Below are 21,625 nucleotides of genomic sequence, written 5' to 3'. Positions count from 1 at the left end.
GAGTCGGCGTTGTTCCCAGGTACCGTCTTGGGACCGCCTCGTCGGAAGGGATGACGCCATGCAGGACCCCACCTCTCTGTTCACCCTGGCACCGGCCGGGCAGGACCTGATCGCCAGCGGGATCGGCGACGCCTCTCCGGTGCGTGGCCTGGGCATGCTGGCCGTGTTCAACGGACATCTGGATGCCGGGCACCTGGCTGGCCAGGTCCGGGAGACGCTGCTGGAGACGTTGGAGCACCGGCTCCTGGCCACCTTCGACGCTGACCAGCTGCTGGACTACCGCGCCCGCCGCCCGGTCATCTCCTTCGACGGTGAACGCTTCCACGACTACCAGCAGCCCTCCTTGGAGCTGCACCTGGTCTCGGATCTGCTCGGCCGTCCCTTCCTGCTGCTCTCCGGCCCGGAGCCGGATTTCCAGTGGGAGCGCTTCGTCTCCTCGGTGATGTTCCTGGTGGAGCAGTTGGACGTGAAGCTGGTCGCCCTGGTGGACGCGGTGCCCATGCCCGTCCCGCACACCCGTCCCCTGGGCGTGACCGCGCACGGCAACAGGGAGGACCTGGTGCGGGGGCTCTCCACCTGGAGCCCCCAGGCCCGGATGGTCTCCGGTGTGGCACAGCTGCTGGAGCTGCGGCTGGACGAACAGCGCCGAGGAGCCACCGGGTACACCCTGCACGTTCCTCACTATGTGGCCGATGCGTCCTACCCGCAGGCGGCGGTGGCGGCCCTGGAGTATGTGGGCGCCGCCATGGAGCTGATGCTGCCCACCGACGAGCTGCGCGAGCGCGGACGTGAGGTGGACCGTGAACTGGACCGCCAGACCCAGGGATCGGGTGAGATCACGGCCATGGTCGAGGGGCTGGAGCGCAACTTCGACCAGCACGCCTCGACCGCCAGCCGGTCGCTGCTGGTCCGTCCGGGTGAGGAGATCCCGGATGCGGAGGAGCTCGGTGCAGCCGTGGAGGACTACCTGAGCAGCCAGCCGCGGCATGCCCTGGAGCCGGGCGAGTCCACGGCCTCGGAGTCAGGACAGGACCAGCTCGACGACGGCGCCGCGCCGGATGGTCCGGCCTCGCCAGGACCGGGCCTCACCTGACGTTCGGGGGGCGGTCCACACTGCCCGGAACCGCTGGGCAGGGTTCGGCTCCTGCACAGCAGACCGGTCAGCAGGAGCCGCCCACAGTCAGTCGCGCGGCGATGGTGGGCCCATGCCGGGTCGATCAGTCTGAGGGGCATGGAGAACTCATCGCCCGCCACCGCGCCCCGTCCCGTCGAGCCCCCGCTGGTCCGCGCCACCGAGCCCGCCGACCTGCTCAGCTACATCGATCATTCCCTGGGCTTCCGACCGCGTTCGAGCTGCGTCGGCCTGACCAGACGCGGCACGAGCATCGGAGCGATGGTCCGCCTGGATCTGCCCGCCGCGCTGCAGGAGGGGCGGGTCGATCCACAGCACTATGCAGAGCTGATCGCCGGATACCTGTCCCAGGACGTCCAGGCCACGGACACGCTGATCTTCGTGTTCAAGGAACGGGTGCATCCGGAGGCAGCCGGCCCCGAACCGGTGCAGGATCCGATCAGCGGGGCCGATGGAGCACTCGTGGCCGCGCTCGGGGACGCGCTGGCTGACCGCGGTCTGCCCCTGCGGGAGACCTGGCTCGTGGACCACGGCTGCCTGTGGCACCTGGACTGCCCTGACCCCGCGTCGTGTCCTCCACACGGCGGGTCGGTCTCGCGCAGCGAGGTCAGTGCGGTCAACGCCACCTTCATCGTGCAGGGGTCGGTGGTGGAATCCGGTCCGGAAGCGGCTCGGATGCCCGTCCCCACCGAGAGGCCGTCCCTGGCGTTGGTCGCCGCACTGGAGCGGGCCGCCGTCGGGGTGGACGATTCGGACTACGTGGCGGCCTGGATGCAGCGGTGGGAACGCGTGCTCGACGGGTCGGCGGGAGCGCTCTCGGACTGGTCCCGGGCGGAGCTGGTCGAGCTGGTCGCGGGACTGGACCATGTGTGTCTGCGTGACGGGTTGCTGGCCTCGTCGGCGTTCACCCTCCAACGGGCCGTCTCCGGTGGAGAGTTCATCCGTGCCCTTCCTCGGGGAACCAGCGCACGGATGGGCTGCACGCCTTCGGAAGCCAGCGGATTACTCTACGTCTCGGCCATGCTGGCGGACACGGTGCGAGCACCGGACTGGGACCGGATGGACCGGCTGCGCGAGGCCTGCCGGGACCTGCTTCCGCTGGCGGCCGGGGAGACGGCTTCGGCCCTGCAGTGCCTGGCGGCGTGGGTGGACTGGTGCCGGGGGCGGGGATCCTGGGCCGGAGCCGTGGTGGACCAGTGCCGGGCACGTGATCCGTACTACAGCATGGCCGAGCTGCTCGAGCAGCTGCTGGACCAGGGGCATCTGGCCGGGTGGGCCGCACGAGAGGAGATCGCCTGGCGTCGTCGCAGGCCCTGAACGCCGCCAAGTGGCATAATCGTGCCGGTCCGGCTCCGAACCCGGGGCCGGGCCGCACACCGTCGGGAACAATTCACGACTCGGTGTGGTTGACCGAGGAAAGACCCTGCTGTCAGTGGGGTGCGGAACGGCCGGTGCAGCATGCGCCGAAACGGTCCGCGCCCAACATCGCTGACTTGACAGGGTCATCGTGGTGTTGACCGTCAGGGCGTCGCCGACGTCCGAACGAAAGGCTCTGAGTGACTACAGCTTCCAAGACGACCAGTACGCGGACCGCCGCAGCGACCTCGGACGCCGTGGCCGCGGAGGAGAAGGCCGCGCCGGCCAAGAAGACGGCCACCAAGGCCACGGCGTCACGGACCGCTGCGACCAAGAAGACCGCCACCGCGAAGACACCCGCGAAGAAGACCACGGCGAAGAAGACCGCCGGGACTCGGGCCAAGAAGACCGCAGACCCGGTGGCCGAGGTGGCTGCCGAGGAGGCACAGCTGCAGGCCCAGGAGGCCGAGCTGGCCGAGGACGCCGATGCTGAGACCACCGCCCAGGACGAGGGCATGAAGGACGACAAGGGCGTCAAGGGACAGAAGGCCTCGGACGCCAAGGGGGAGGACGACGAGGAGTCGTCCGGCGCCGGCTTCGTGGTCTCCGACTCCGAGGACGACGCGCCGGTCCAGCAGGTCGTCTCGGCTGGTGCCACGGCAGACCCCGTCAAGGACTACCTGAAGCAGATCGGCAAGGTCGCCCTGCTCAATGCAGAGCAGGAGGTGGACCTGGCCCTGCGCATCGAGGCCGGCCTGTATGCCGAGCACAAGATGAAGGAGAAGCCGATCAAGGACGCCCGGCTCCGCCGGGACATGGAACTGGTGATCGCGGACGGGCGCCGTGCCAAGAACCACCTGCTGGAGGCCAACCTGCGTCTGGTCGTCTCCCTGGCCAAGCGGTACACCGGCCGCGGCATGCTGTTCCTGGACCTGATCCAGGAGGGCAACCTGGGCCTGATCCGTGCCGTGGAGAAGTTCGACTACACCAAGGGCTTCAAGTTCTCCACCTACGCCACCTGGTGGATCCGGCAGGCCATCACCCGCGCCATGGCCGACCAGGCCCGCACCATCCGCATCCCGGTCCACATGGTCGAGGTCATCAACAAGCTGGCCCGCGTCCAGCGCCAGATGCTCCAGGACCTGGGTCGCGAGCCCACTCCGGAGGAGCTGGCCAAGGAGCTGGACATGACCCCGGAGAAGGTGGTCGAGGTCCAGAAGTACGGCCGCGAGCCCATCTCCCTCCACACGCCCCTGGGCGAGGACGGCGACTCCGAGTTCGGCGACCTCATCGAGGATTCCGAGGCCGTGGTCCCGGCAGACGCCGTCAGCTTCACGCTGCTGCAGGAGCAGCTGCATTCGGTGCTGGACACCCTCTCCGAGCGTGAGGCAGGCGTGGTGGCGATGCGCTTCGGCCTGACCGACGGCCAGCCGAAGACGCTGGACGAGATCGGCAAGGTCTACGGCGTCACGCGTGAGCGGATCCGCCAGATCGAGTCCAAGACGATGTCCAAGCTGCGTCACCCCTCCCGCTCGCAGGTGCTGCGGGACTACCTGGACTGAGTCGGACAGCGTCCCAGAACGGCCCCGCACCCGCACGGTGCGGGGCCGTTCTGTGTTCACCGGCGGTACCCCCGGGCTCGTCGGACACCTCCCGTAGTGTGTCCTGCATCACACAGCATCACTCGAGGGCAGGACTTTCCATGACGACGTTCGACCACTCCGCTCCGTCCCGACGATCGCGTTGGTTCGCCGGCGTGGTCCTGGTCGCGGCTCTGATGGCCGGGGCCGCACCGGTTCAGGCCACCGGAACAGAGGGATCCTCCGGCGCGGAGTCCTCGCCAGCGCAGATCGTAGTCCTGGGAGACTCCTATTCGTCCGGCAACGGAGCAGGGGCCTACTCCGACCGGCCCTGCATGCGCTCGGATCTGGCCTACGGGCCGGTGGCCGCTCGGCAGCTGGGGGCCGAGATCACCATGGCCGCCTGCGGCGGAGGCGTGCTGGCCGATCTCTCCCAGCCGCGCCATCTGAGGTGGGAGACGTCCCGCACACGCAGCTATTGGCTGCCACGCAGCTCGTATCCCACGGTGGCGGACCAGTCCGCTGAATGGCAGCGGCGGGTGGAGGCAGAGGGGCTCTGCCGCAGTGCACCTGAGGACCGGTTCTATGAGTACCGGAGGGTGGCTCTGGCGCCGGCTGGGAGCATCTATACGGCCACGGCGGCCTGTCATCTGTGGGCCCACTCGCAGATCGCCTCGGTCTCGGATCAGACCGACCATGTCTTCCTCACGATCGGCGGCAACGACGGCGGCTTCGTGGACATCGTGGTCCAGTGCTTCGTGCTGCGCGAGGCGATCGGGTGCGAGCGGTCGCTCTCCGTGGCTGAGGGACGACTGGGGACCATCCAGGACGGACTGGCCGCGGCGCTGCGGGACATCGACCGTGCCTCGTCCGGCACGGCCACCATCCACCTGGTCGCCTACCCGATGCTCATCAACCGAGACAGCTACACCCTTCCCGAGGGGCCGGCCGGATGGTATGACGCCGGAGCTGAGCTCAACCGGATCCAGCAGGACTACACGGCGCTGCAGCGGGAGACGGTGGAGCGGCTCAATGCCGAGACGGGGTCGGAGCGATTCCGGCTGGTGGACCCCACCGTCACCTTCGAGGGGCGGGGCCTGGACCCGCGCATCGGGGCCAGCCAGCATCACTCCTGGATCGTCCCGCCGTTCTCCAGCCTGGACATCCCCGGGTTCATGCACCCCACAGCCACCGGACACGCGCAACAGGCGCCGCTGCTGGTCACCTCGGTCCTGGAGAGCACGACGACGGCCGGCTGAGTCGGCCAGGGCCCGCAGACAGACGAGGACCCGTCACCACCTGGTGACGGGTCCTCGATGGAGCTGAGTTGGACGGCGGCGATCAGGCGTCCACCGGCTCCTTCTCATGGAGCTTGGCGGTCTCGTCCTGCCAGACCGTGGTCTGAGGGCGCAGGGTATCCTCCACTGCGCGAGCGTGGTGGCCGCAGAACAGCAGCTCGCCTCCGACGTTCAGCACAGCGCGCACATAGGCCTGTGCTCCGCAGCGGTCGCAGCGGTCAGCGCCGGTCAGTGCCGGCGGGTCGATCGTGGCGGTGGTGGTCATGGCTGGCCTCCTCTTCTGGTGCCCCTGATCCTGGGGTCGGCCAGTCGTGGCCGCAGGATCGGTGTTGCGTACACCTATGCAACCACCTTCTGTCGGGTTTTGTTCTCCAGAGACCCTCCGCGTGGCGCGGTTTCGCTTCCCGCGTACCCCATCGCGGGTCAATCCGAGTCCAGCGGCGGCCAGTCGCCAGGGAAAGCGGCAGCCGCGCGGATACCCTGAAGGACGGTCCCATCCGTTCATCCAGCAGAGGAAGACATCGTGTCCCGCAGCAGTGAGTACAACGCCCGTCATCTGTCGGTGCTGGAAGGGCTGGAGGCGGTCCGGAAGCGACCGGGCATGTACATCGGCTCCACGGACTCCCGGGGTCTGATGCACTGTCTCTGGGAGATCATCGACAACTCGGTGGATGAGGCCCTGGCCGGCTATGGGCAGTCGATCGACATCACCCTGCATGCCAACGGGGCCGTGGAGGTCGAGGACAACGGACGCGGCATCCCGGTGGACATCGAGCCCCGCACCGGCCTGTCCGGTGTCGAGGTGGTCTTCACCAAACTGCATGCTGGCGGCAAGTTCGGCGGCGGCTCCTATGCGGCCTCCGGCGGTCTGCACGGCGTGGGCGCCTCGGTGGTCAACGCCCTGTCCTCCCGTCTGGACGTCCAGGTCTTCCGGGGCGGCAAGATCCATCAGATGTCGTTCCGCCGTGGAGAGCCGGGTCGCTTCACGGACTCCGGATCCACCCACCGCCCAGATGCCCCCTTCGAACCCTCCACGGACATCTCGCCGATGGACGTGGTCGGCAAGGCCAAGCGCGGTCAGACCGGAACCCGCGTGCGGTATTGGGCCGATGAACAGATCTTCACGCCTGATGCGAAGTTCTCCTACACCGAGCTGCAGGGCCGTGCTCGGCAGACGGCATTCCTGGTGCCCGGACTGCGCATCAGCATCCGGGACGAGCGGCGTCTGCCCGGCACCCCCGGCGCAGACGGTCCTGTGGAAGAGGTCTTCCAGTACGACGGCGGCATCTCTGAGTTCGCTGAGCACCTGTCCTCCGCCAGCCCGGTGACCGATGTCTGGCGCCTGCAGGGCACCGGATCGTTCTCCGAGCGTGTCCCGGTGCTCGGCGACGACGGTCGGACCGCGATGGAGGATGTGGAGCGCGAGTGCGAGGTGGACATCGCCCTGCGCTGGGACGTCGGATACGACACCACCTTCCGGTCCTTCGTCAACATCATCGCCACACCCAAGGGAGGAACCCATCAGTCCGGGTTCGAGCAGGCTCTGCTCAAGACCTTCCGCAAGACGGTGGAGGCCAACGCGCGCAAGCTCAAGGCCGGCAACGACAAGCTCGAGAAGGACGATGTCCTCGCCGGGCTCACCGCCGTGCTGACCGTCCGACTGGCCGAACCGCAGTTCGAGGGACAGACCAAGGAGGTGCTGGGCACTCCGGCGGTCCGCGCGATCGTGGCCAAGGTGGTGGAGAAGGAGCTCACCGCACTGTTCGCGTCCTCGAAGCGGCAGGACAAGACCCAGACCTCCCAGCTGTTGGAGAAGGTCGTGGCGGAGATGAAGTCTCGGATCTCCGCGCGGACGCACAAGGAGAACCAGCGGCGCAAGAACGCCTTGGAGACCTCCACCATGCCGACCAAGCTGGCCGACTGCCGGACCAATGACGTGGCCAGCTCCGAGCTGTTCATCGTGGAGGGCGACTCTGCACTCGGCACCGCCAAGCTGGCCCGGTCCTCGGACTTCCAAGCGCTGCTGCCCATCCGCGGCAAGATCCTCAACGTGCAGAAGGCCTCGGTGGGCGACATGCTCTCCAACGCCGAGTGCGCCGCGCTGATCCAGGTGATCGGCGGGGGAGCGGGACGCAGCTTCGATCTGGAGGCCGCCCGGTATGGCAAGGTCATCCTGATGACGGATGCCGACGTCGACGGCGCTCACATCCGCACCCTGCTGCTGACCCTGTTCTTCCGGTACATGCGGCCCATGGTGGAGGCCGGACGGGTGTATGCCGCGGTGCCGCCCCTGCATCGGGTGGAGGTGGTCACGCGCGGCTCGGGCGCCAATGAAGTGGTCTACACCTATTCCGAGAACGAGCTGCACACCCTGCTGGCGCAGCTGGAGAAGGACGGACGCAGCTACAAGGAGCCGATCCAGCGCTACAAGGGCCTGGGTGAGATGGATGCCGACCAGCTCTCCGAGACCACCATGGATCCTCGACACCGCACGCTGCGCCGGGTCAACATCTCCGAGGTGGAGCGTGCCGAGCAGATCTTCGACCTGCTCATGGGCTCCGAGGTCGCCCCTCGCAAGCAGTTCATCATCTCCGGTGCCGATGATCTGGACCGCGACCGGATCGATGCCTGACCGGCGGCGGACTCAGCCCAGGTCCGTGATGATCATCTCGGCCAGCCGCTGGGAGGACTGAGGGTTCTGCCCCGAGTAGAGGGTGCCGTCCACCACCACGTGAGGACGGAAGGGCAGCAGCCCCTTCTCGTAGCGAACGCCGATCTGCTCGAGCCGGTCCTGCAGCAGCCACGAGGCCTTCCAGGCGAAGGGATTGACCCGTTCCTCCAGGTTGGACAGTGCCGTGATGCGTCGGCCGGTGAACGGGGAGCGGCCCTGCTGGTCTGCCGTGGCCAAGACGGCTGCGGGGGCATGGCAGAGCAGGGCGATCGGCCGGGCGGACTCCAGACGCTGGCGCAGCAGCTCGCCACTGGCACGGTCCACCGCCAGGTCCTCCATCGGACCGTGGCCGCCGGGGTAGAACACCATGTCCGGGGACATCGGATCCACCTCATGCAGATCCGCAGGAGAGGCCAGGACCGGTTCGAGCGCGGCCAGCTGGGACCGCAGTCGGCGCGTGGTCGAGGGCAGTCCGCCGGACAGACCCAGGCTGAGCTCATCGACCACAGGTGGAACGGCACCGGGTGTGGCGACCAGCACCTCGAAGCCGGCGTCACGGAACGCGGTGTACGGGACCACGAACTCCTCGGCCCAGAATCCGGTGGGGTGCTGGGTGCCGTCAGCCAGGGTCCAGTGACGGGCGGCGCTCAGCGCCATGACGACAGTGGTCATATCAGGTGCTCCTCAGGTGGGGTGTGATGTGAGGCGATGCCCGCTCATTCTGCCCTGAGGTTCACACCGAACGGTAGTGGTCGGCCAGTCGCTCGAGGCCTTCGTCGACGCTGACGCGGGGCGTCCAGTCCAGGACCTCCCGCGTGCGCCGCTGGTCGAACCAGTGAGCGGTGGAGAGCTGCTCTGCCAGGAACCGGGTCAAGGGCGGCTCGTCACCGCTGCGGCCCAGGTCGGCCCATTCCCAGATCCGTTCGATCACCGCACCGGCGGAAGTCGCCACGCGGGCAGGAATCCGCAGGCGGGGTGCCGGTGCGCCGCCGGCGCGGGCCATCTCCCGGACCAGCTCGCCGATGGCCCGCGGTTCGCCGTTGGTGACCACCAGTGCCTCTCCATGCACCCGATCCACCGCCTCCACGGCTCGCAGCACGGCATCCACCGCGTTCTCCGTGTAGAGGGTGTCCACCAGGGCGGCCCCTGGACCGAGAAGGGGCATCCTGCCCTGACGGGCGCGGTCGACGATCCGATCCGTCAGCTGAGTGTCTCCGGGCCCCCACATCAGATGCGGGCGCAGGACCAGGACCCGGAAGTCCTCCGCGTCCGCAGCCAGGGCGAGCAGTTCTGCCTGCGCCTTGGTGCGTGCATAGTGGCCTCGGGCATGGTCCGGATCCGCAGGCCCGGCCCCCTCGCCCACGATCGAGGTCCCTGCGTGCGCCACGGAGGGGGAGGAGATGTGCACCATCCGCTCCACTCCGGCCTCCTGGGCCGCTTCCACGACGTTGCGGGTGCCCTGGACATTGACCTGCTCGTACTGTTCGGCAGGACCGGAGACGGAGACCTTGGCCGCCACATGCACCAGGGTGTCCCGTCCTGCCATCGCCTGGCGCACGGTCTCCGCGGACGTCACGGAGCCCTGGACATCACGGGCACCGGTGACCCCGGAGGGGCGCCGCTGCAGGGTCACCACGTCATGGCCGGCCTCCACCAGGCGGCCGGCCACTCCGGCGCCGAGCAGCCCGGACGATCCGGTGACCAGGACCTTCAACGGCTTCGGTGTCATGGTCGACCGACTTTCCCGCCGGACAGGATGCGCTCGGCCCATCCGGCCAATCGTGTCCGGTCGATCTTGGACTGGTGGCGGATGTCCACCGGGACGGTGTCCGTGACCAGCACGGCCGAGACCGGCACCGGGGCGGCGGCCGAACGGACCTGACGGGTCAGCTCGGCATCGGCCAGCCCGGGACGCGGGGAGCGGACTCCGGGCACCGGTGAGGGTTCGACGACGGCCACCACCGCCTGGGTGCCCACCGGCCCGACCCCCACGACGGCGGCCCGATGCACGCCCGCAAGAGCGTCGATGCGTGCTTCCGGCCCGCCCGGGGCGACCGGGCCATCGGGCGAGGTGACCACATGCTGGAGGCGACCTTCGATCCAGAGCCGACCGTCGTCGTCGAGGTGACCCACATCCTGAGTGCGATGCCAGTCCCGTTCCGGGGTGGAGTCACGCTTGGACCGCGCGTCCGTGAGCCACAGTCGGTCATACCCGGCCTTCATATGCGGCGCTGAGACGACGACCTCGCCCAGGACGCCGAACGCCTCCGGGCCCTCGAGCAGGGTGTCCGAGGAGGTGCCGTCGGCGCGCAGGGGGGCGATGGCCACGCGCACGGGACCCACCGGCAGCCCCACGCAGACACCGTCCTGGTCAGAGTCGGCCGAGGTGACCTGCTCGATAGTGTCCCGATCGATGTCGGTGAGCAGCAGCGACTCGGTCATCCCGTACGGGGAGTGGATCTGTGCCGAGGGGAAGACCTGGGCGACCTGGGCCATCAGGACCGGATGCACCGGTGCGCCGGCGGAGAGCACCAGGTCCACGCGGGCGAGGGTGGAGCGCTGGGCATCGTCCAGCGACTCGGCGGTGGCCACCACATTGCGCAGCGCGGCCGGTGAGGCGAAGACGATCGTGGCGCCGGCGGCGTCGGCGGCCGCGGCCACCGCCTGGGCGGTCAGGCTCGCCGGCTCCGTGACGGACATGTCCGGCGTGGCCGAGGTAGCCCCGATGGCCGGTCCGAGCAGGGCGAACGGAGCGAAGCCGGCCAGCAGGGAGGACCCGGGGCGGACGTCGAAGACATCGCGCAGCAGGGCGGCCAGGGCTGCCAGACGGCCATGCGTGTACATCACACCCTTGGCCGGACCGGTGGATCCGGAGGTGAACAGGATGGCCGCTGGATCAGACGGAGCCGGAGCCGGACCGGTGAAGCGCTCTGCGGCATGGCGGTCCATCATCGAATAGATCGAGTCCTCGACCCGCAGCCCGGATGCCACCACGGCGGAATGCGTGCGCACAGAGATCCGGCGGCCGGGCCAGGACTGCACGCGGGCCACACTGAGGCCGGGCAGCTCACCGATGATCCACTGGGGGCGGGCCGCTCGGACGGCTCGGGTCATCCCGGCCACTCCCAGACCGGCATCGGCCACCACTCCGATGGCGCCCAGTCGCAGGCATGCGTAGAGGATCGCAGTCAGGTCCCGCCCGGGTGGGACCATCAGGGAGACACGGTCCCCGGGACGGACGCCGGTCTCCTGCAGCCCGCAGGCCACGGAGTCCACGACGGAGGCCAAGCGCTCCCAGGTGACCTCGCCAGGGTGCGTCCCGGCCAGATCCACCACCGCGAGCGTGTCCTGGTCACGCCACTCGTCCAGGAATGACCACAGGGGCCGCTGGTCGTCCGACCAGGAGGACGGGGCCCGGTCTGCGGCAGGTGACGGCTGGACGCGATCCATCTCGGTGGGCACAGCCCGCTCGAGCCAGAGCAGGATCGGTTCGGTGATGTCCACGTCCTCGGGCAGCAGATGCCCGGCTGTCTCGAAGCGGTGCAGATCCGCCTGCGGGAGGCGTTCCAGCAGGTCCGCCAGATACCGGTCCAGGAACACCGGATCCTTCGGTCCCCACAGGATCAGGGCCGGCGTGGACTCGCGTCCCAGCAGGGCCAGGTCCGAGGAGACCCGTTGCAGTTCGGCATGGGAACCGTGCTCCGGGCCCACGGGGATGTCCGCCACGAATCCGCCGATCCCGCCACGACGCTCCGCCGCGCCGGCCGCCGTGCCCGGTGCGGCATCGGCCGTGTACGGAGCATGGAAGGCGGTCTTGACCTCAGGGGTCAGAGACGGGTGGCCCAGGGCCGTGGTGGTGCGGAGGAAAGCGTCGGTGACCACGGTGGAACCGGGCAGCAAAGGGCCAGCCAGCGCCGCGCGCAGGGGGGCAGGCAACGGGTCCTCCGACCGCTGATGGACGGCGGTGTTCAGGGTCATCACGGCCGAGACCAGGTCCCGGTTCCGCCCGGCCCAGCCCAGGGACACGACACCGCCCCAGTCGTGTCCCAGCGTGACGATCCGGTGGCCCTGGCGAGCCTGGACATCCAGGCCCAGCTTTCGCACCACCGCATCCAGATCCGCGATGCGCCCGGTGAGGGTGCGGTAGCCCAGCGCCGTGCTCGGCTGACCGGACTCCTCGGCGGTGGCCGGAACGGGCAGACCGGGGTGGGCCAACCGCTCCGAGCAGCCCATGTCCAACTGGTCCAGTGCCACCACGCGCCAGACCTGTCGGGCGCCGGGTCGCTGTCCGGCGCGGACCGTCGCCGCAGCGACAGAACGCCACAGATAGGACCAGGTGGGGTTGCCGTGGACGGCCAGGATGGTGCCGGTGGGACTGATGCCGGCGGCCTCGAGGACCGGTCCGGTGTCCAGCACGTGGAAGGTCCGCTCGCCGTCCACGGTCTGGGCTGTGACGAGTCGGCTCCACGCCGGATCGAGACCCGGCAGCGCGGAGTGGTCAGGGATGAAGGCAGGGGCGGCGGGCAGTCTCACCAGTCGATCTCCAGCATGGCGGTGTTCAGTCCGGAACCGACGCCCAGGCAGAGCACACGGTCGCCGCGCTGGAGCGAATCGGCCTCACGGGCCAGGGTGATGGGCAGGGATGCGGGGCCCACATTGCCCAGGACGGGGAAGGTGGTGGGGATCCGTTCGCGGTCGATGCCGGCGGCCTCGATGATCGAGTCGGTGTGCAGCTGGGAGACCTGATGGGTGATGTACCGGTCCATCTGGCCCCAGTTCCAGTCCTCCGGGACCTCGTTCCAGGCGTCCATGACGAGCTCGAGGCCGTCCTTGAGCAGGGCGGTGGAGTCGGTGAACATGCCCTCGTGGTCGCCCACGCACAGGTCATGGTGGTCGGTGCCTGCGCGGGTGATGCCGCGACGGATCCGGTGTCCTTCCGGGTGCAGGTCGGAGCGGCCGATCACCGCAGCGGCTGCGCCGGAGCCCAGGGTGAGGGAGGCGAACTGCTCCATGACGTTGCTGCGGTCCACGTACTCGGCGTGCAGATTGGCCAGTGTCGCCCGTTGGACCTTCACCGAGTCCTCCCCGGCCACCACCACGGCGTAGTCGATCTGCCCGGCGTCGATCATGGTCGCGGCCAGGGACATGCCGTTGACGAAGGCCAGGCAGGCGTTGGTGATGTCGAAGTTCGTGGCCGAGGTCGGCAGGCCCATCTCGTGGTGGATCCTCACGGCCACGGAGGGCTCCAGGGTCTGGCGGGTCACCGAGGTGTTGACCAGCAGCCCGACGGCGGAGGCATCCACGCCGGCCTGCTCCAGGGCTGCTCGGCCCGCTTCTGCGGCACCGCGCTGGAACTGATCCGGCTCCTCCCAGTTGCGCCGTTCATGCACGCCGGCCACCCGCTGCAGCAGGCCTCGGGGCAGCTTGAGCCGCGTGAGCACCTCCACCAGCTCGTCGTCGATCTGGTCAGAGGTGACCGTGACGGGGGCCACGACCTCGGTGACCGAGAGCAGAGAGGCGTTGGTGTGACGGAAGATCGCGTTGCCTTGCACTATGTGGCCTGGTCCGTTCCTGAAAGGGGTGTGGGGGGACGGCGGTCACGACCGCCGAAGATCCAGCCTAGCGAATCTCCCAGGGTGCAGCGCGTTCGGAGTGGCTCAGGGGCTCAGGAGCACGATCGGCGGCAGCAACGCCAGGGTGCCGGCCGCCAGGACGACACCGAACCGCTGCCAGGCGGGAAGGGGGTCGACGGGGGAGAGGAGACGATAGAGACGCAGGGTGATCGGCACGGAGGCGGCCGATGATGCGGCGGCATCGGTGTCGGTGGTCGGCGGGGGTTCCGTACCGGTTCGAGCCAGGGCCGAGACGAGCACCTCGCGGCGATGCTCCCGCAGGGCAGAGTCGTCGGCGAGCATCTCCGTCAGGCCACTCACGGCGCGCCGGGCGACCTGTGTGGTGGGCAACCAGGGAAAGGCCCGATGCCAGGCCTCGAAGGCCAGCCGAAGCAGGTCGTGCCGCTGGCGCACATGCGCCCGTTCGTGGGCCACCACCGCGCGGACCTCATCCGCGGTCAGCTGCTCCAGCAGGCCATGGGAGACCACGGTCACCGCGCCGGTGAGGCCAGGCAGGCAGTACGCCACCGGGGTCTGGTGGGGAAGCACTCTCGTGGGGGAGCCGCCGATGAGCCCATCGAGCCGACGTGGACGTCCTGGGGCGGCGAGCAGGTCGACCAGCTGGCGGTGTCGGCGGCGCTCCGTCAGGGTGCGCACGCCGGTCACGCCCAGGGTCAGCAGCAGGTGAGCGGTCAGCACGAGCGCCAGCGTCACGGCGGCGATCCGGGCCGGTGCCAGATCGTCCGTGCCGAGTCGGTGGAGCCAGTCTCCGGTGACCAGTGCCTGGACGGCACCGGGCACCGCCGTCTGCAGGCTGCTGCCGTACGGGGCCAGCCCCCAGGCCAACGGGGTCCCGATCATCGCCAGCCCGCCGGCCAGCGCGACGGCCTGCCAGAGCACCATTGCGGTTGCGGGCGCCCGGCGCACCCAGCGGGCCCTGCCGAGCAGCACCGGCACCGGCCAGGCCAGCAGCAGCGCGAGCACGGCCAGGATCAGGGCGGTCATCGGCTCAGTCTAGGTGGGTGGGCCCCGCTCGACTGAGGTCCTGGTCAGCGCGAGAGCAGGCGGCGCAGCGCGGCGGTCTCATCGGCACTGATGCCACCGATGAACCGTGCCAGGACGGCCTCTCGGTCCGAAGCTGACCCCAGGACCTCATGGAGCAGGCCGGCCGTGTGCTCCTCACGGCTGGCCAGGGGTGCATACCGATGAGGCCGCCGATCTCCCTCGCGCCGGACGAGACCCTTCTTCTCCAGACGGGAGAGGACGGTGAGGACGGTGGTCACAGCCAGCGGCCTGGCGGTCTGCGCGCCGTGCTCGGCCAGCGCCTCCCGCACTTCGGTGGCGGTCAGGGACACGCTGCGATCCCACAGCAGATCCATCACCGAGCGTTCCAGCTCGCCCAGTCCCATGGTGCCCCCTTCGACATCCGGCGGAGGCGGTGCCTCACGGCCGGGATCACAGTCTTCAACGGTGTGCGACGCCCCGGCTGCGGTGATCTCACTCACGTTCACCGCAGGGGGGCGACTCGGATTCTACAGGACGTAGAAAACGGGGCTACGCTGGAGTCATCCGGCGGAACAGAGCTGTTCCCCAGCCGGCCTCGCACCGCCCTGCCACCCCCCTGGACAGGGCGATCGGGCCCGGTCTGTCCTGGCCCGCCGTCGACTCATTGGTCGCTGCCCGTGCGCGTCCGGGCAGCCCTGCGGAAAGAGGGCATCCACTGTGGATCCTTTGGACATCGCCCGGTGGCAGTTCGGCATCACCACCGTCTATCACTTCATGATGGTCCCGTTGACCATCGGCCTGGGCATGGTGCTCGTCTACATGCAGACGAAGTGGCACCGCACCGGTCAGGAGCAGTACCTGCGGATGACCAAGTTCTGGGGCAAGCTCTTCCTGATCAACTTCATCATGGGCGTGGCCACGGGCATCGTCCAGGAGTTCCAGTTCGGGATGGCCTGGTCCGAATACTCCCGGTTCGTCGGTGATGTGTTCGGTGCTCCGCTGGCCATGGAGGCGCTGATCGCCTTCTTCCTGGAGTCCGTCTTCCTGGGCATCTGGATCTTCGGCTGGAACAGGATCAACCCTCGGATCCACCTGGCGGCGCTCTGGGCGGCTGTGATCGGCTCGGTCTTCTCCGCCTACTTCATCCTGGCCGCCAACTCCTGGATGCAGCATCCGGTGGGAGTGGAGATGGTGGATGGCCGCCCGGTGATGACGGACATCTGGGCCGTGCTGACCAACAACACGCTGATCGTGCGCTTCCCCCACACCATCTTCGGCGCCGTGTCCGTGGCGGGAGCCTTCCTGCTCGGCATCTCCTGGTACCACTTGTGGAAGCGACGCACGGACGGGATCGACACCGTCGCCGCTGACGGCACCGTCATGGTGGGCACCACCGGATCCAAGGGACGCGATGAGAAGGACCATGCGGTCTGGATCACCTCCTTGCGGTGGGGCGCCTGGGTGGCGGTCGTCGGCTTCCTGGGGACAGCCTTCAGCGGCCATGCCCAGGCACAGCTGATGATCCAGCAGCAGCCGATGAAGATGGCCGCCGCTGAGGCGGCCTGTCGCGACGGCACCGCGTTCTCCATTCTCTCCGTGGCCAATCCGCGCACCGAGGGTGCCACCACCTGCGATGACGTGGTGGGCGTGTTCGAGGTGCCCGGACTGCTCTCGTTCCTGGCGCACAACGACTTCACCACGGACGTGAAGGGTGTGAACACCCTGATCCCGGAGTACCAGGAGATGTACGGCACCCACCTGCCCGACGACCCGATGTACGGAGAGCGGGCAGGCATGGAGATCGACTACCTGCCGGTGATGGAGGTGACCTACTGGGGCTTCCGCATCATGATCACCTTCGGCGGTCTGGCCGCCCTGGCCGCGGCGATCGCCTTGTGGGTCACCCGCAAGGGCACCGTTCCGGCCAGCCGGCCCCTGATGCGCTTGGCGGTGTTCGGCATCCTGGCCCCGTTCGGCGCCAACGCCGCCGGCTGGATCTTCACCGAGATGGGACGTCAGCCCTTCGTGGTGGTGCCCAACCCCGATCCCACGGGCATCGACCAGGTGTGGATGTACACGGCGGCCGCCGTCTCCCCGGGCGTCTCCGGTGGGGAGATCCTGTTCTCCCTGGTGGCCCTGACGCTGATCTACGCCGTGCTGATGGTGGTGGAGGTCATCCTGCTCACGCGGTACGTCAAGGGTGGCGTGCCCGCGGGCATGCCGGAGCTCACCGCAGACGAGCACTCCGACGACCACCACGACGGACCTGGCAGCAGCGGCCGACGAGAGGACTCCGATGTCCTCGCGTTCGCCTACTGACCCGGCCGCCCGAGAACACGTGAGAGACAGAGAGACAGGTCACTGACATGGACGTCCTCCCCACCCTGTGGTTCATCCTGATCGCCGTGCTCTGGACCGGATACCTCCTGCTGGAGGGATTCGACCTGGGCGTCGGCATGCTCATGAAGGTCTGGGCACGCAACGAATCCCAGCGCCGGGTGCTGCTCAACACGATCGGCCCCGTGTGGGACGGCAACGAGGTGTGGCTGCTCACCGCTGGTGGCGCCACCTTCGCCGCCTTCCCGCTCTGGTACGCCTCGCTGTTCTCCGCGCTCTACGTCCCGTTGACCATCGCCCTGCTGGCGCTGATCCTGCGTGCAGTCTCGATCGAGTACCGAGGCAAGGCACTCACCCAGCGAGGACGTGCCACCTGGGACTGGTGCCTGGCCGGCGGGTCCGCTGTGGCCGCGTTCTGCGTGGGTGCCATGCTCGCCCTGACCTCCACCGGGCTGCCGCTGAACGCCAACGGGGACCGCGTGGGCGGACCGTTCGTCTGGCTCAACGGCTACGCGGTGCTGGGCGGACTGGCCGTGGTGGGCTTCGCCCTGGCAATGGGGTGGGCCTTCCTGGGACTGAAGACCGACGGCGCCCCGCGCGAGGCCTCACACCGTCACCTCTCGCGCTGGCTGGGTCTGTACCTGGTCCCGCTGGCCCTGTGGGCCGTCCTGGTCCTGGTCCAGAACCCGAAGGCGGCGCCGTGGATCGCACTGGCGGTGGCCGTCGTCGGGATGGTGGTGGCCTGGGTGATGGCCACTCGCCGCCGCGAGGGATACTCGTTCATCTTCCTGGCCGTCTTCCTGGCGGCCGGGGTGACGGCGATCTTCACCGCGATGTACCCGAACGTGCTGCCCTCGACCCTGGATCCGGCGTTCAACCTCACCGTGCAGAGCGCGTCCTCCTCCGACTACACGCTGGGGGTGATGACCTGGGTGGCGGTCATCTTCGTGCCGATCGTGCTGGCATATCAGGGATGGACGTACTGGGTGTTCCGCAGGCGGCTGCAGGAGACCCACATTCCTGAGTCACACGTGGTGACCCCGGTCTGAGCGCCTCATGAGACCCGAGCTGCCCGCCTCCCGGCGTGGTCGGTCGGCGGTGGCCATGCTGACCCTGCTGGCCGGCGTCAAGGCCGTGGGCTGGGTGCTGCTGGCCACGAGTCTGGCACGCGGCGTGGCGCACCTGGCCTCCGTGCTGCCGGCACCGCAGAGCCAGAACCTGGTGGGGCTGCTGTTCCGCCCGGATCCGTCCGCCTTCGACCCTGCACGGTACGGCCTGACCGCCTGGGCCGGCAGTGCGGAGGCGAGCCTCACCGTGGTCCTCGGGGCGTTCGGAGTCATCGCTCGCGCCCTGGCAGTCTGGGGCCAGCAGGTGATGGCCCGGCGGGCGGCGTTGGGCGCCAAGGAGGAACTGCGTCTGGCCCTGGTCAGGCGCCGACTGGACTCGTCGGGGACCGGGGCTGATCGGGCCGGTGCCGACGCCGTGCTGGCCAGCACCGGGCTGGACGGCATGGATGACTGGTTCACCCAGTACCTGCCCGCGCTGACCACGGCCGCGGTGGTGCCGCTGGCCTTGGGCGTGTGGATCCTGGCGCACGACTGGGTCTCGGCACTGATCCTGGTGCTGACGATCCCGCTGATCCCTCTGTTCATGGTGCTGATCGGCCGATACACCGAGGACCGGGTGGAACAGGCCGCCGACGGCCTCGACCGGCTCTCCGACCACCTGCTGGAGCTGGCTCGGGGGCTGCCGGTCCTGGTGGGTCTGCGCCGTGCCGGGACCCAGCGTCAGGCGCTGGCCGAGGTCTCCGAGCGCTACCGCACCACCACGATGACCACCCTGCGGACCGCATTCATGTCCGGCTTCGCCCTGGAGCTGATCAGCACCCTCTCTGTGGCGGTGGTGGCGGTGTTCATCGGGGTCCGCCTGGTCTACGGCGAGCTGGACCTCTACACCGGCCTGCTGGTGCTGGCTCTGGCCCCGGAGGTGTATCTGCCGTTCCGGGACATCGGCGCCGCCCACCACGCCTCCGAGGACGGACTGGAGGCCATGCGCCGGGCACGGGCGGAGGCCGATCGTCCCGTCCCGGGCCCGTTCGCCGCCCTGGAGCCCGCCGAGGAGGAGGACTCCGTCCCCACCGGACCGGTCCGCCTGCACCAGGTGACCATCGCCTACCGGGACGCGGACGGAGCACCCCTGCCGGCCGTCGTCGGGGCCGCCACTGAGGCCGGACAAGGGGGACTGGACCTGAGGCTGGAGCCCGGACTGACCGTGCTCGCGGGAGCCTCGGGCACCGGCAAGTCCACGCTGGTGGGAGCCCTGGCCGGCGTGCTGCGGGATGATGTCGCCGCCTTCAGCGGGAGCGTGTATGGACTGCGTGGCCGCCCTGTGGCCTGGCTGGGGCAGCACCCGGCCTTCAGCGAATCCACGGTGCGGGCCGAGCTGGAGCTGTATGCTCGCGCGGCCGGGGCGCAGACCGCCGAGCTGGAGGAGATCCTCCGGCACGCGCTCACCGCCAGTGCCCTGCCGGACCTGCTGACACGCCGTCCAGACGATCTGAGCCCGGGCGAACGCCGCAGGCTCGGGCTGGCTCGGGTGCTGACCCGGCTGATGGCCTCTGCCAGAGACGAGTCCCGACGACGTCCGGCCGGGCCGGCGCCCGGCTGGCTGGTGGCGCTGGACGAGCCCACGGCCCATCTGGACCCGGGCAGCGCCGCACGGGTGCGCGCCACGCTGGTGGAGCTGGCGGCCGGTCGGCTGCCGGACGGCCAGAGCCTGGAGTCGATCGTGGTGGCGGCTTCGCATGACCGTCTGCTGCACGGGCGGGCGGCTGTGGTGGTGGACGCCACCGGGCGCACCGCTGCCGGGCGGGCAGGCCTGGAGCCGCCATCGGACGGACCTACTCCGGTGGAGGCTCCAGAGCGGCCGAGTCGGGAGACTGAGCCGTCCCCGGCCCGGCTGACGTGGAAGAAGCTGCTGGCCCTGCTGCCGTTGACCGATCGCCGTTTCCTGTCCGGTGTGGCGTGGTCGGTCGCCGCCACCCTGTCGGCGGCCCTGCTCGCCGCCCTCTCCGGATGGCTGATCGTGCAGGCGTCCTACCAGCCCCCGGTGCTCTTCCTGCTCTCGGTGATCGTGATGGTCCGCTTCTTCGGCATCGGTCGGGCGCTGTTCCGCTACCTGGACCGGCTGGCCACGCACGACGCCGTGCTCGGCTGGGCCAACCGGGTGCGGCTGCGTCTCTGGGATGCCCTGGGCTCTCGGGCCGCGCTGTGGGGACGGCTCACTCGGTCCGGGGGTGCTCTGTCCCTGCTCATCGCCGATGTGGACGAGCTGCGCGATGCGGTGCCCCGGGTGATCGTCCCGCTGCCTGCCGCGCTGGTCAGCTGGGCCGTGACCGTGGGCGTGGTGGCCGTGATGGCGCCCACCGCCTGGTGGCCGGCTGCGGTGGCCGGACTGGTGGGGTTCACCGTCATCCCGGTGACCGTCTGGCTGGCTGACCGGCGCACGTCCGGGGAGCTGGTGGACCACCGCACGGGTGTGCTGCGCCGTACATCGGCCCTGTTCGCGGCCGCCACCGATCTGGCCGCCAACGGCGCCGCCGGACTGGCCGCTGAGCGGTTCGCCACTGCGGACGCGCAGGCATCCAGGCCGCTGCGCCGGTCAGCTGCCGCCGCCGGCCTGGGGCAGGCGCTGGTGGTCGCCGTCTCCGGGTGGGCCGCCGTGCAGTCGATGATCGTCTGCATTCAGCACGGGGTCACCGCCCCGATCACCGCGCTCGTGGTGTTCCTGATGCTCGCGTTGGCCGAGCCGCTGGGGCTGTGCGTGACCGCCGTGCAGCAGGGGGCGGTGCTGCGGCGCCAGCTGGCCAAGACCGGGCCGTTCCTGACCTCGACCGGGCCGGAGGAGCAGGCGAGCAGCTGGGTTCAGGTGGACGGCGAGGGGACCCGCGTCAGCGGGGCGGAGCTGGACCAGGCCTCAGCCCGCTACCCCGGCACCGGCGCCGATGTGTTCACCGGGGCGACCCTGCAGGCCCAGCGCGGGGAACTGGCCGTGGTCACTGGGCCGTCGGGATCGGGCAAGTCCACCCTGCTGGCCGTCCTGCTGGGTTTCCTGCGGCCCCGCACGGGGACGTACACCCTGCGGACCGGCCAGGCCACGGAAGCCGCCCACCGATCCGCTCCGGGCACTGGGCATCCCCTGCAGCAGGTGGCCTGGTGCCCTCAGGACGCGGCGCTCTTCGACTCCACACTCCGCTCAAACCTGGCCCTCTCGCGTGACCCCCAGGACCGCCCGGGGGAGGAGGAGATGGTGCAGGTGCTGCGCACCGTGGGGCTGGGGCCCTGGCTGGATGCCGCACCCCACGGACTGGACACCCGCGTGGGTCCGGCGGGGCATCGTCTCTCCGGGGGCCAGCGGCAGCGGGTGGCGGTGGCCAGAGCGCTCCTGGCCCGGGCCGACGTCGTGCTCCTGGACGAGCCCACCGCGCATCTGGGTGAGGACGAGGCGGAGGCGCTCATGCAGGACCTGGCCGCGGCGCTGCAGGGTGTCACGACCGTCCTGGTCACCCACGACCGCCGATTCATCAGACTCGGCACACACCACCTGGACCTGGGTGCGGCACCGTCTGCTTGACC

At 69.5% G+C, this 21,625-nt stretch carries 15 protein-coding genes; 8 read left to right on the top strand and 7 right to left on the bottom strand.

Annotated features, from left to right (window positions below; translation table 11 throughout):
• The first annotated feature begins 58 nt into the window (after window positions 1-58).
• From BM355_RS06660 to BM355_RS06645, 4 genes are all read left to right on the top strand, one after another.
• A complete protein-coding gene (locus tag BM355_RS06660; RefSeq protein WP_091696383.1) occupies window positions 59-1,093 on the top strand; it encodes a proteasome assembly chaperone family protein in 1,035 nt (344 codons plus the stop codon).
• Between the two features lie 138 nt (window positions 1,094-1,231).
• Window positions 1,232-2,449, top strand: coding sequence for a DUF4192 family protein (locus BM355_RS06655; protein WP_091696382.1), 1,218 nt, complete (start codon window positions 1,232-1,234; stop codon window positions 2,447-2,449).
• Between the two features lie 239 nt (window positions 2,450-2,688).
• Complete coding sequence (locus BM355_RS06650) at window positions 2,689-4,050, top strand: RNA polymerase sigma factor (RefSeq protein ID WP_091696379.1); 1,362 nt, start codon at window positions 2,689-2,691, stop codon at window positions 4,048-4,050.
• Window positions 4,051-4,190: 140 nt separating this feature from the next.
• Window positions 4,191-5,327 carry an SGNH/GDSL hydrolase family protein gene (locus BM355_RS06645; protein ID WP_091696377.1) on the top strand — a complete coding sequence of 379 codons (1,137 nt, stop codon included), beginning with the start codon at window positions 4,191-4,193 and terminating at the stop codon, window positions 5,325-5,327.
• Between the two features lie 82 nt (window positions 5,328-5,409).
• Here the strand turns inward: BM355_RS06645 and BM355_RS06640 are convergent, their stop codons facing one another.
• Entirely contained in the window at window positions 5,410-5,631 is a 222-nt protein-coding gene (locus BM355_RS06640) for a DUF7455 domain-containing protein (RefSeq protein WP_091696374.1), read from the bottom strand.
• A gap of 258 nt (window positions 5,632-5,889) precedes the next feature.
• On the opposite strand from BM355_RS06640, the gene BM355_RS06635 reads away from it, so the two are divergent.
• Window positions 5,890-7,998, top strand: a complete 2,109-nt coding sequence (locus tag BM355_RS06635; protein WP_091696371.1) for a DNA gyrase/topoisomerase IV subunit B — start codon at window positions 5,890-5,892, stop codon at window positions 7,996-7,998.
• Window positions 7,999-8,010: 12 nt separating this feature from the next.
• On the opposite strand, the gene BM355_RS06630 is transcribed toward BM355_RS06635, so the two are convergent.
• The 6 genes from BM355_RS06630 to BM355_RS06605 form a co-directional block, all read right to left on the bottom strand.
• Window positions 8,011-8,709, bottom strand: a complete 699-nt coding sequence (locus BM355_RS06630) for a type 1 glutamine amidotransferase domain-containing protein (RefSeq protein ID WP_091696369.1) — start codon at window positions 8,707-8,709, stop codon at window positions 8,011-8,013.
• 61 nt (window positions 8,710-8,770) lie between these two features.
• A complete protein-coding gene (locus BM355_RS06625) occupies window positions 8,771-9,766 on the bottom strand; it encodes an NAD-dependent epimerase/dehydratase family protein (protein ID WP_177227867.1) in 996 nt (331 codons plus the stop codon).
• The gene (locus tag BM355_RS06620; protein ID WP_245760645.1) at window positions 9,763-12,570 is read right to left on the bottom strand and encodes an alpha/beta fold hydrolase; all 2,808 of its coding nucleotides are present in this window, start codon (window positions 12,568-12,570) and stop codon (window positions 9,763-9,765) included. Before BM355_RS06620 ends, BM355_RS06625 begins: the two co-directional genes overlap by 4 nt.
• Entirely contained in the window at window positions 12,567-13,589 is a 1,023-nt protein-coding gene (locus tag BM355_RS06615) for a 3-oxoacyl-ACP synthase III (protein WP_177227866.1), read from the bottom strand. The genes BM355_RS06620 and BM355_RS06615 overlap by 4 nt, the downstream gene beginning before the upstream one ends.
• A 105-nt stretch (window positions 13,590-13,694) precedes the next feature.
• A complete protein-coding gene (locus BM355_RS06610) occupies window positions 13,695-14,654 on the bottom strand; it encodes a M56 family metallopeptidase (protein ID WP_091696360.1) in 960 nt (319 codons plus the stop codon).
• Between the two features lie 44 nt (window positions 14,655-14,698).
• Window positions 14,699-15,058 carry a BlaI/MecI/CopY family transcriptional regulator gene (locus BM355_RS06605; RefSeq protein ID WP_091696357.1) on the bottom strand — a complete coding sequence of 120 codons (360 nt, stop codon included), beginning with the start codon at window positions 15,056-15,058 and terminating at the stop codon, window positions 14,699-14,701.
• Between the two features lie 313 nt (window positions 15,059-15,371).
• Between BM355_RS06605 and BM355_RS06600 the strand changes: the two genes are divergently transcribed.
• The 3 genes from BM355_RS06600 to cydC are packed head-to-tail and all read left to right on the top strand — an operon-like array spanning window position 15,372 to window position 21,623.
• Window positions 15,372-16,973 (top strand): cytochrome ubiquinol oxidase subunit I, encoded by a 1,602-nt coding sequence (locus BM355_RS06600; protein ID WP_091696355.1) that lies wholly within the window; start codon window positions 15,372-15,374, stop codon window positions 16,971-16,973.
• Window positions 16,974-17,020: 47 nt separating this feature from the next.
• A complete protein-coding gene (gene cydB / locus BM355_RS06595; RefSeq protein ID WP_091696352.1) occupies window positions 17,021-18,040 on the top strand; it encodes a cytochrome d ubiquinol oxidase subunit II in 1,020 nt (339 codons plus the stop codon).
• A gap of 7 nt (window positions 18,041-18,047) precedes the next feature.
• A complete protein-coding gene (cydC, locus tag BM355_RS06590) occupies window positions 18,048-21,623 on the top strand; it encodes a thiol reductant ABC exporter subunit CydC (protein WP_091696350.1) in 3,576 nt (1,191 codons plus the stop codon).
• Window positions 21,624-21,625: the final 2 nt, after the last annotated feature.

It is taken from the genome of Micrococcus terreus, from assembly GCF_900116905.1.
Classification (GTDB): domain Bacteria; phylum Actinomycetota; class Actinomycetes; order Actinomycetales; family Micrococcaceae; genus Citricoccus; species Citricoccus terreus.
This window is presented reverse-complemented; position numbering and strand designations above follow the sequence as displayed.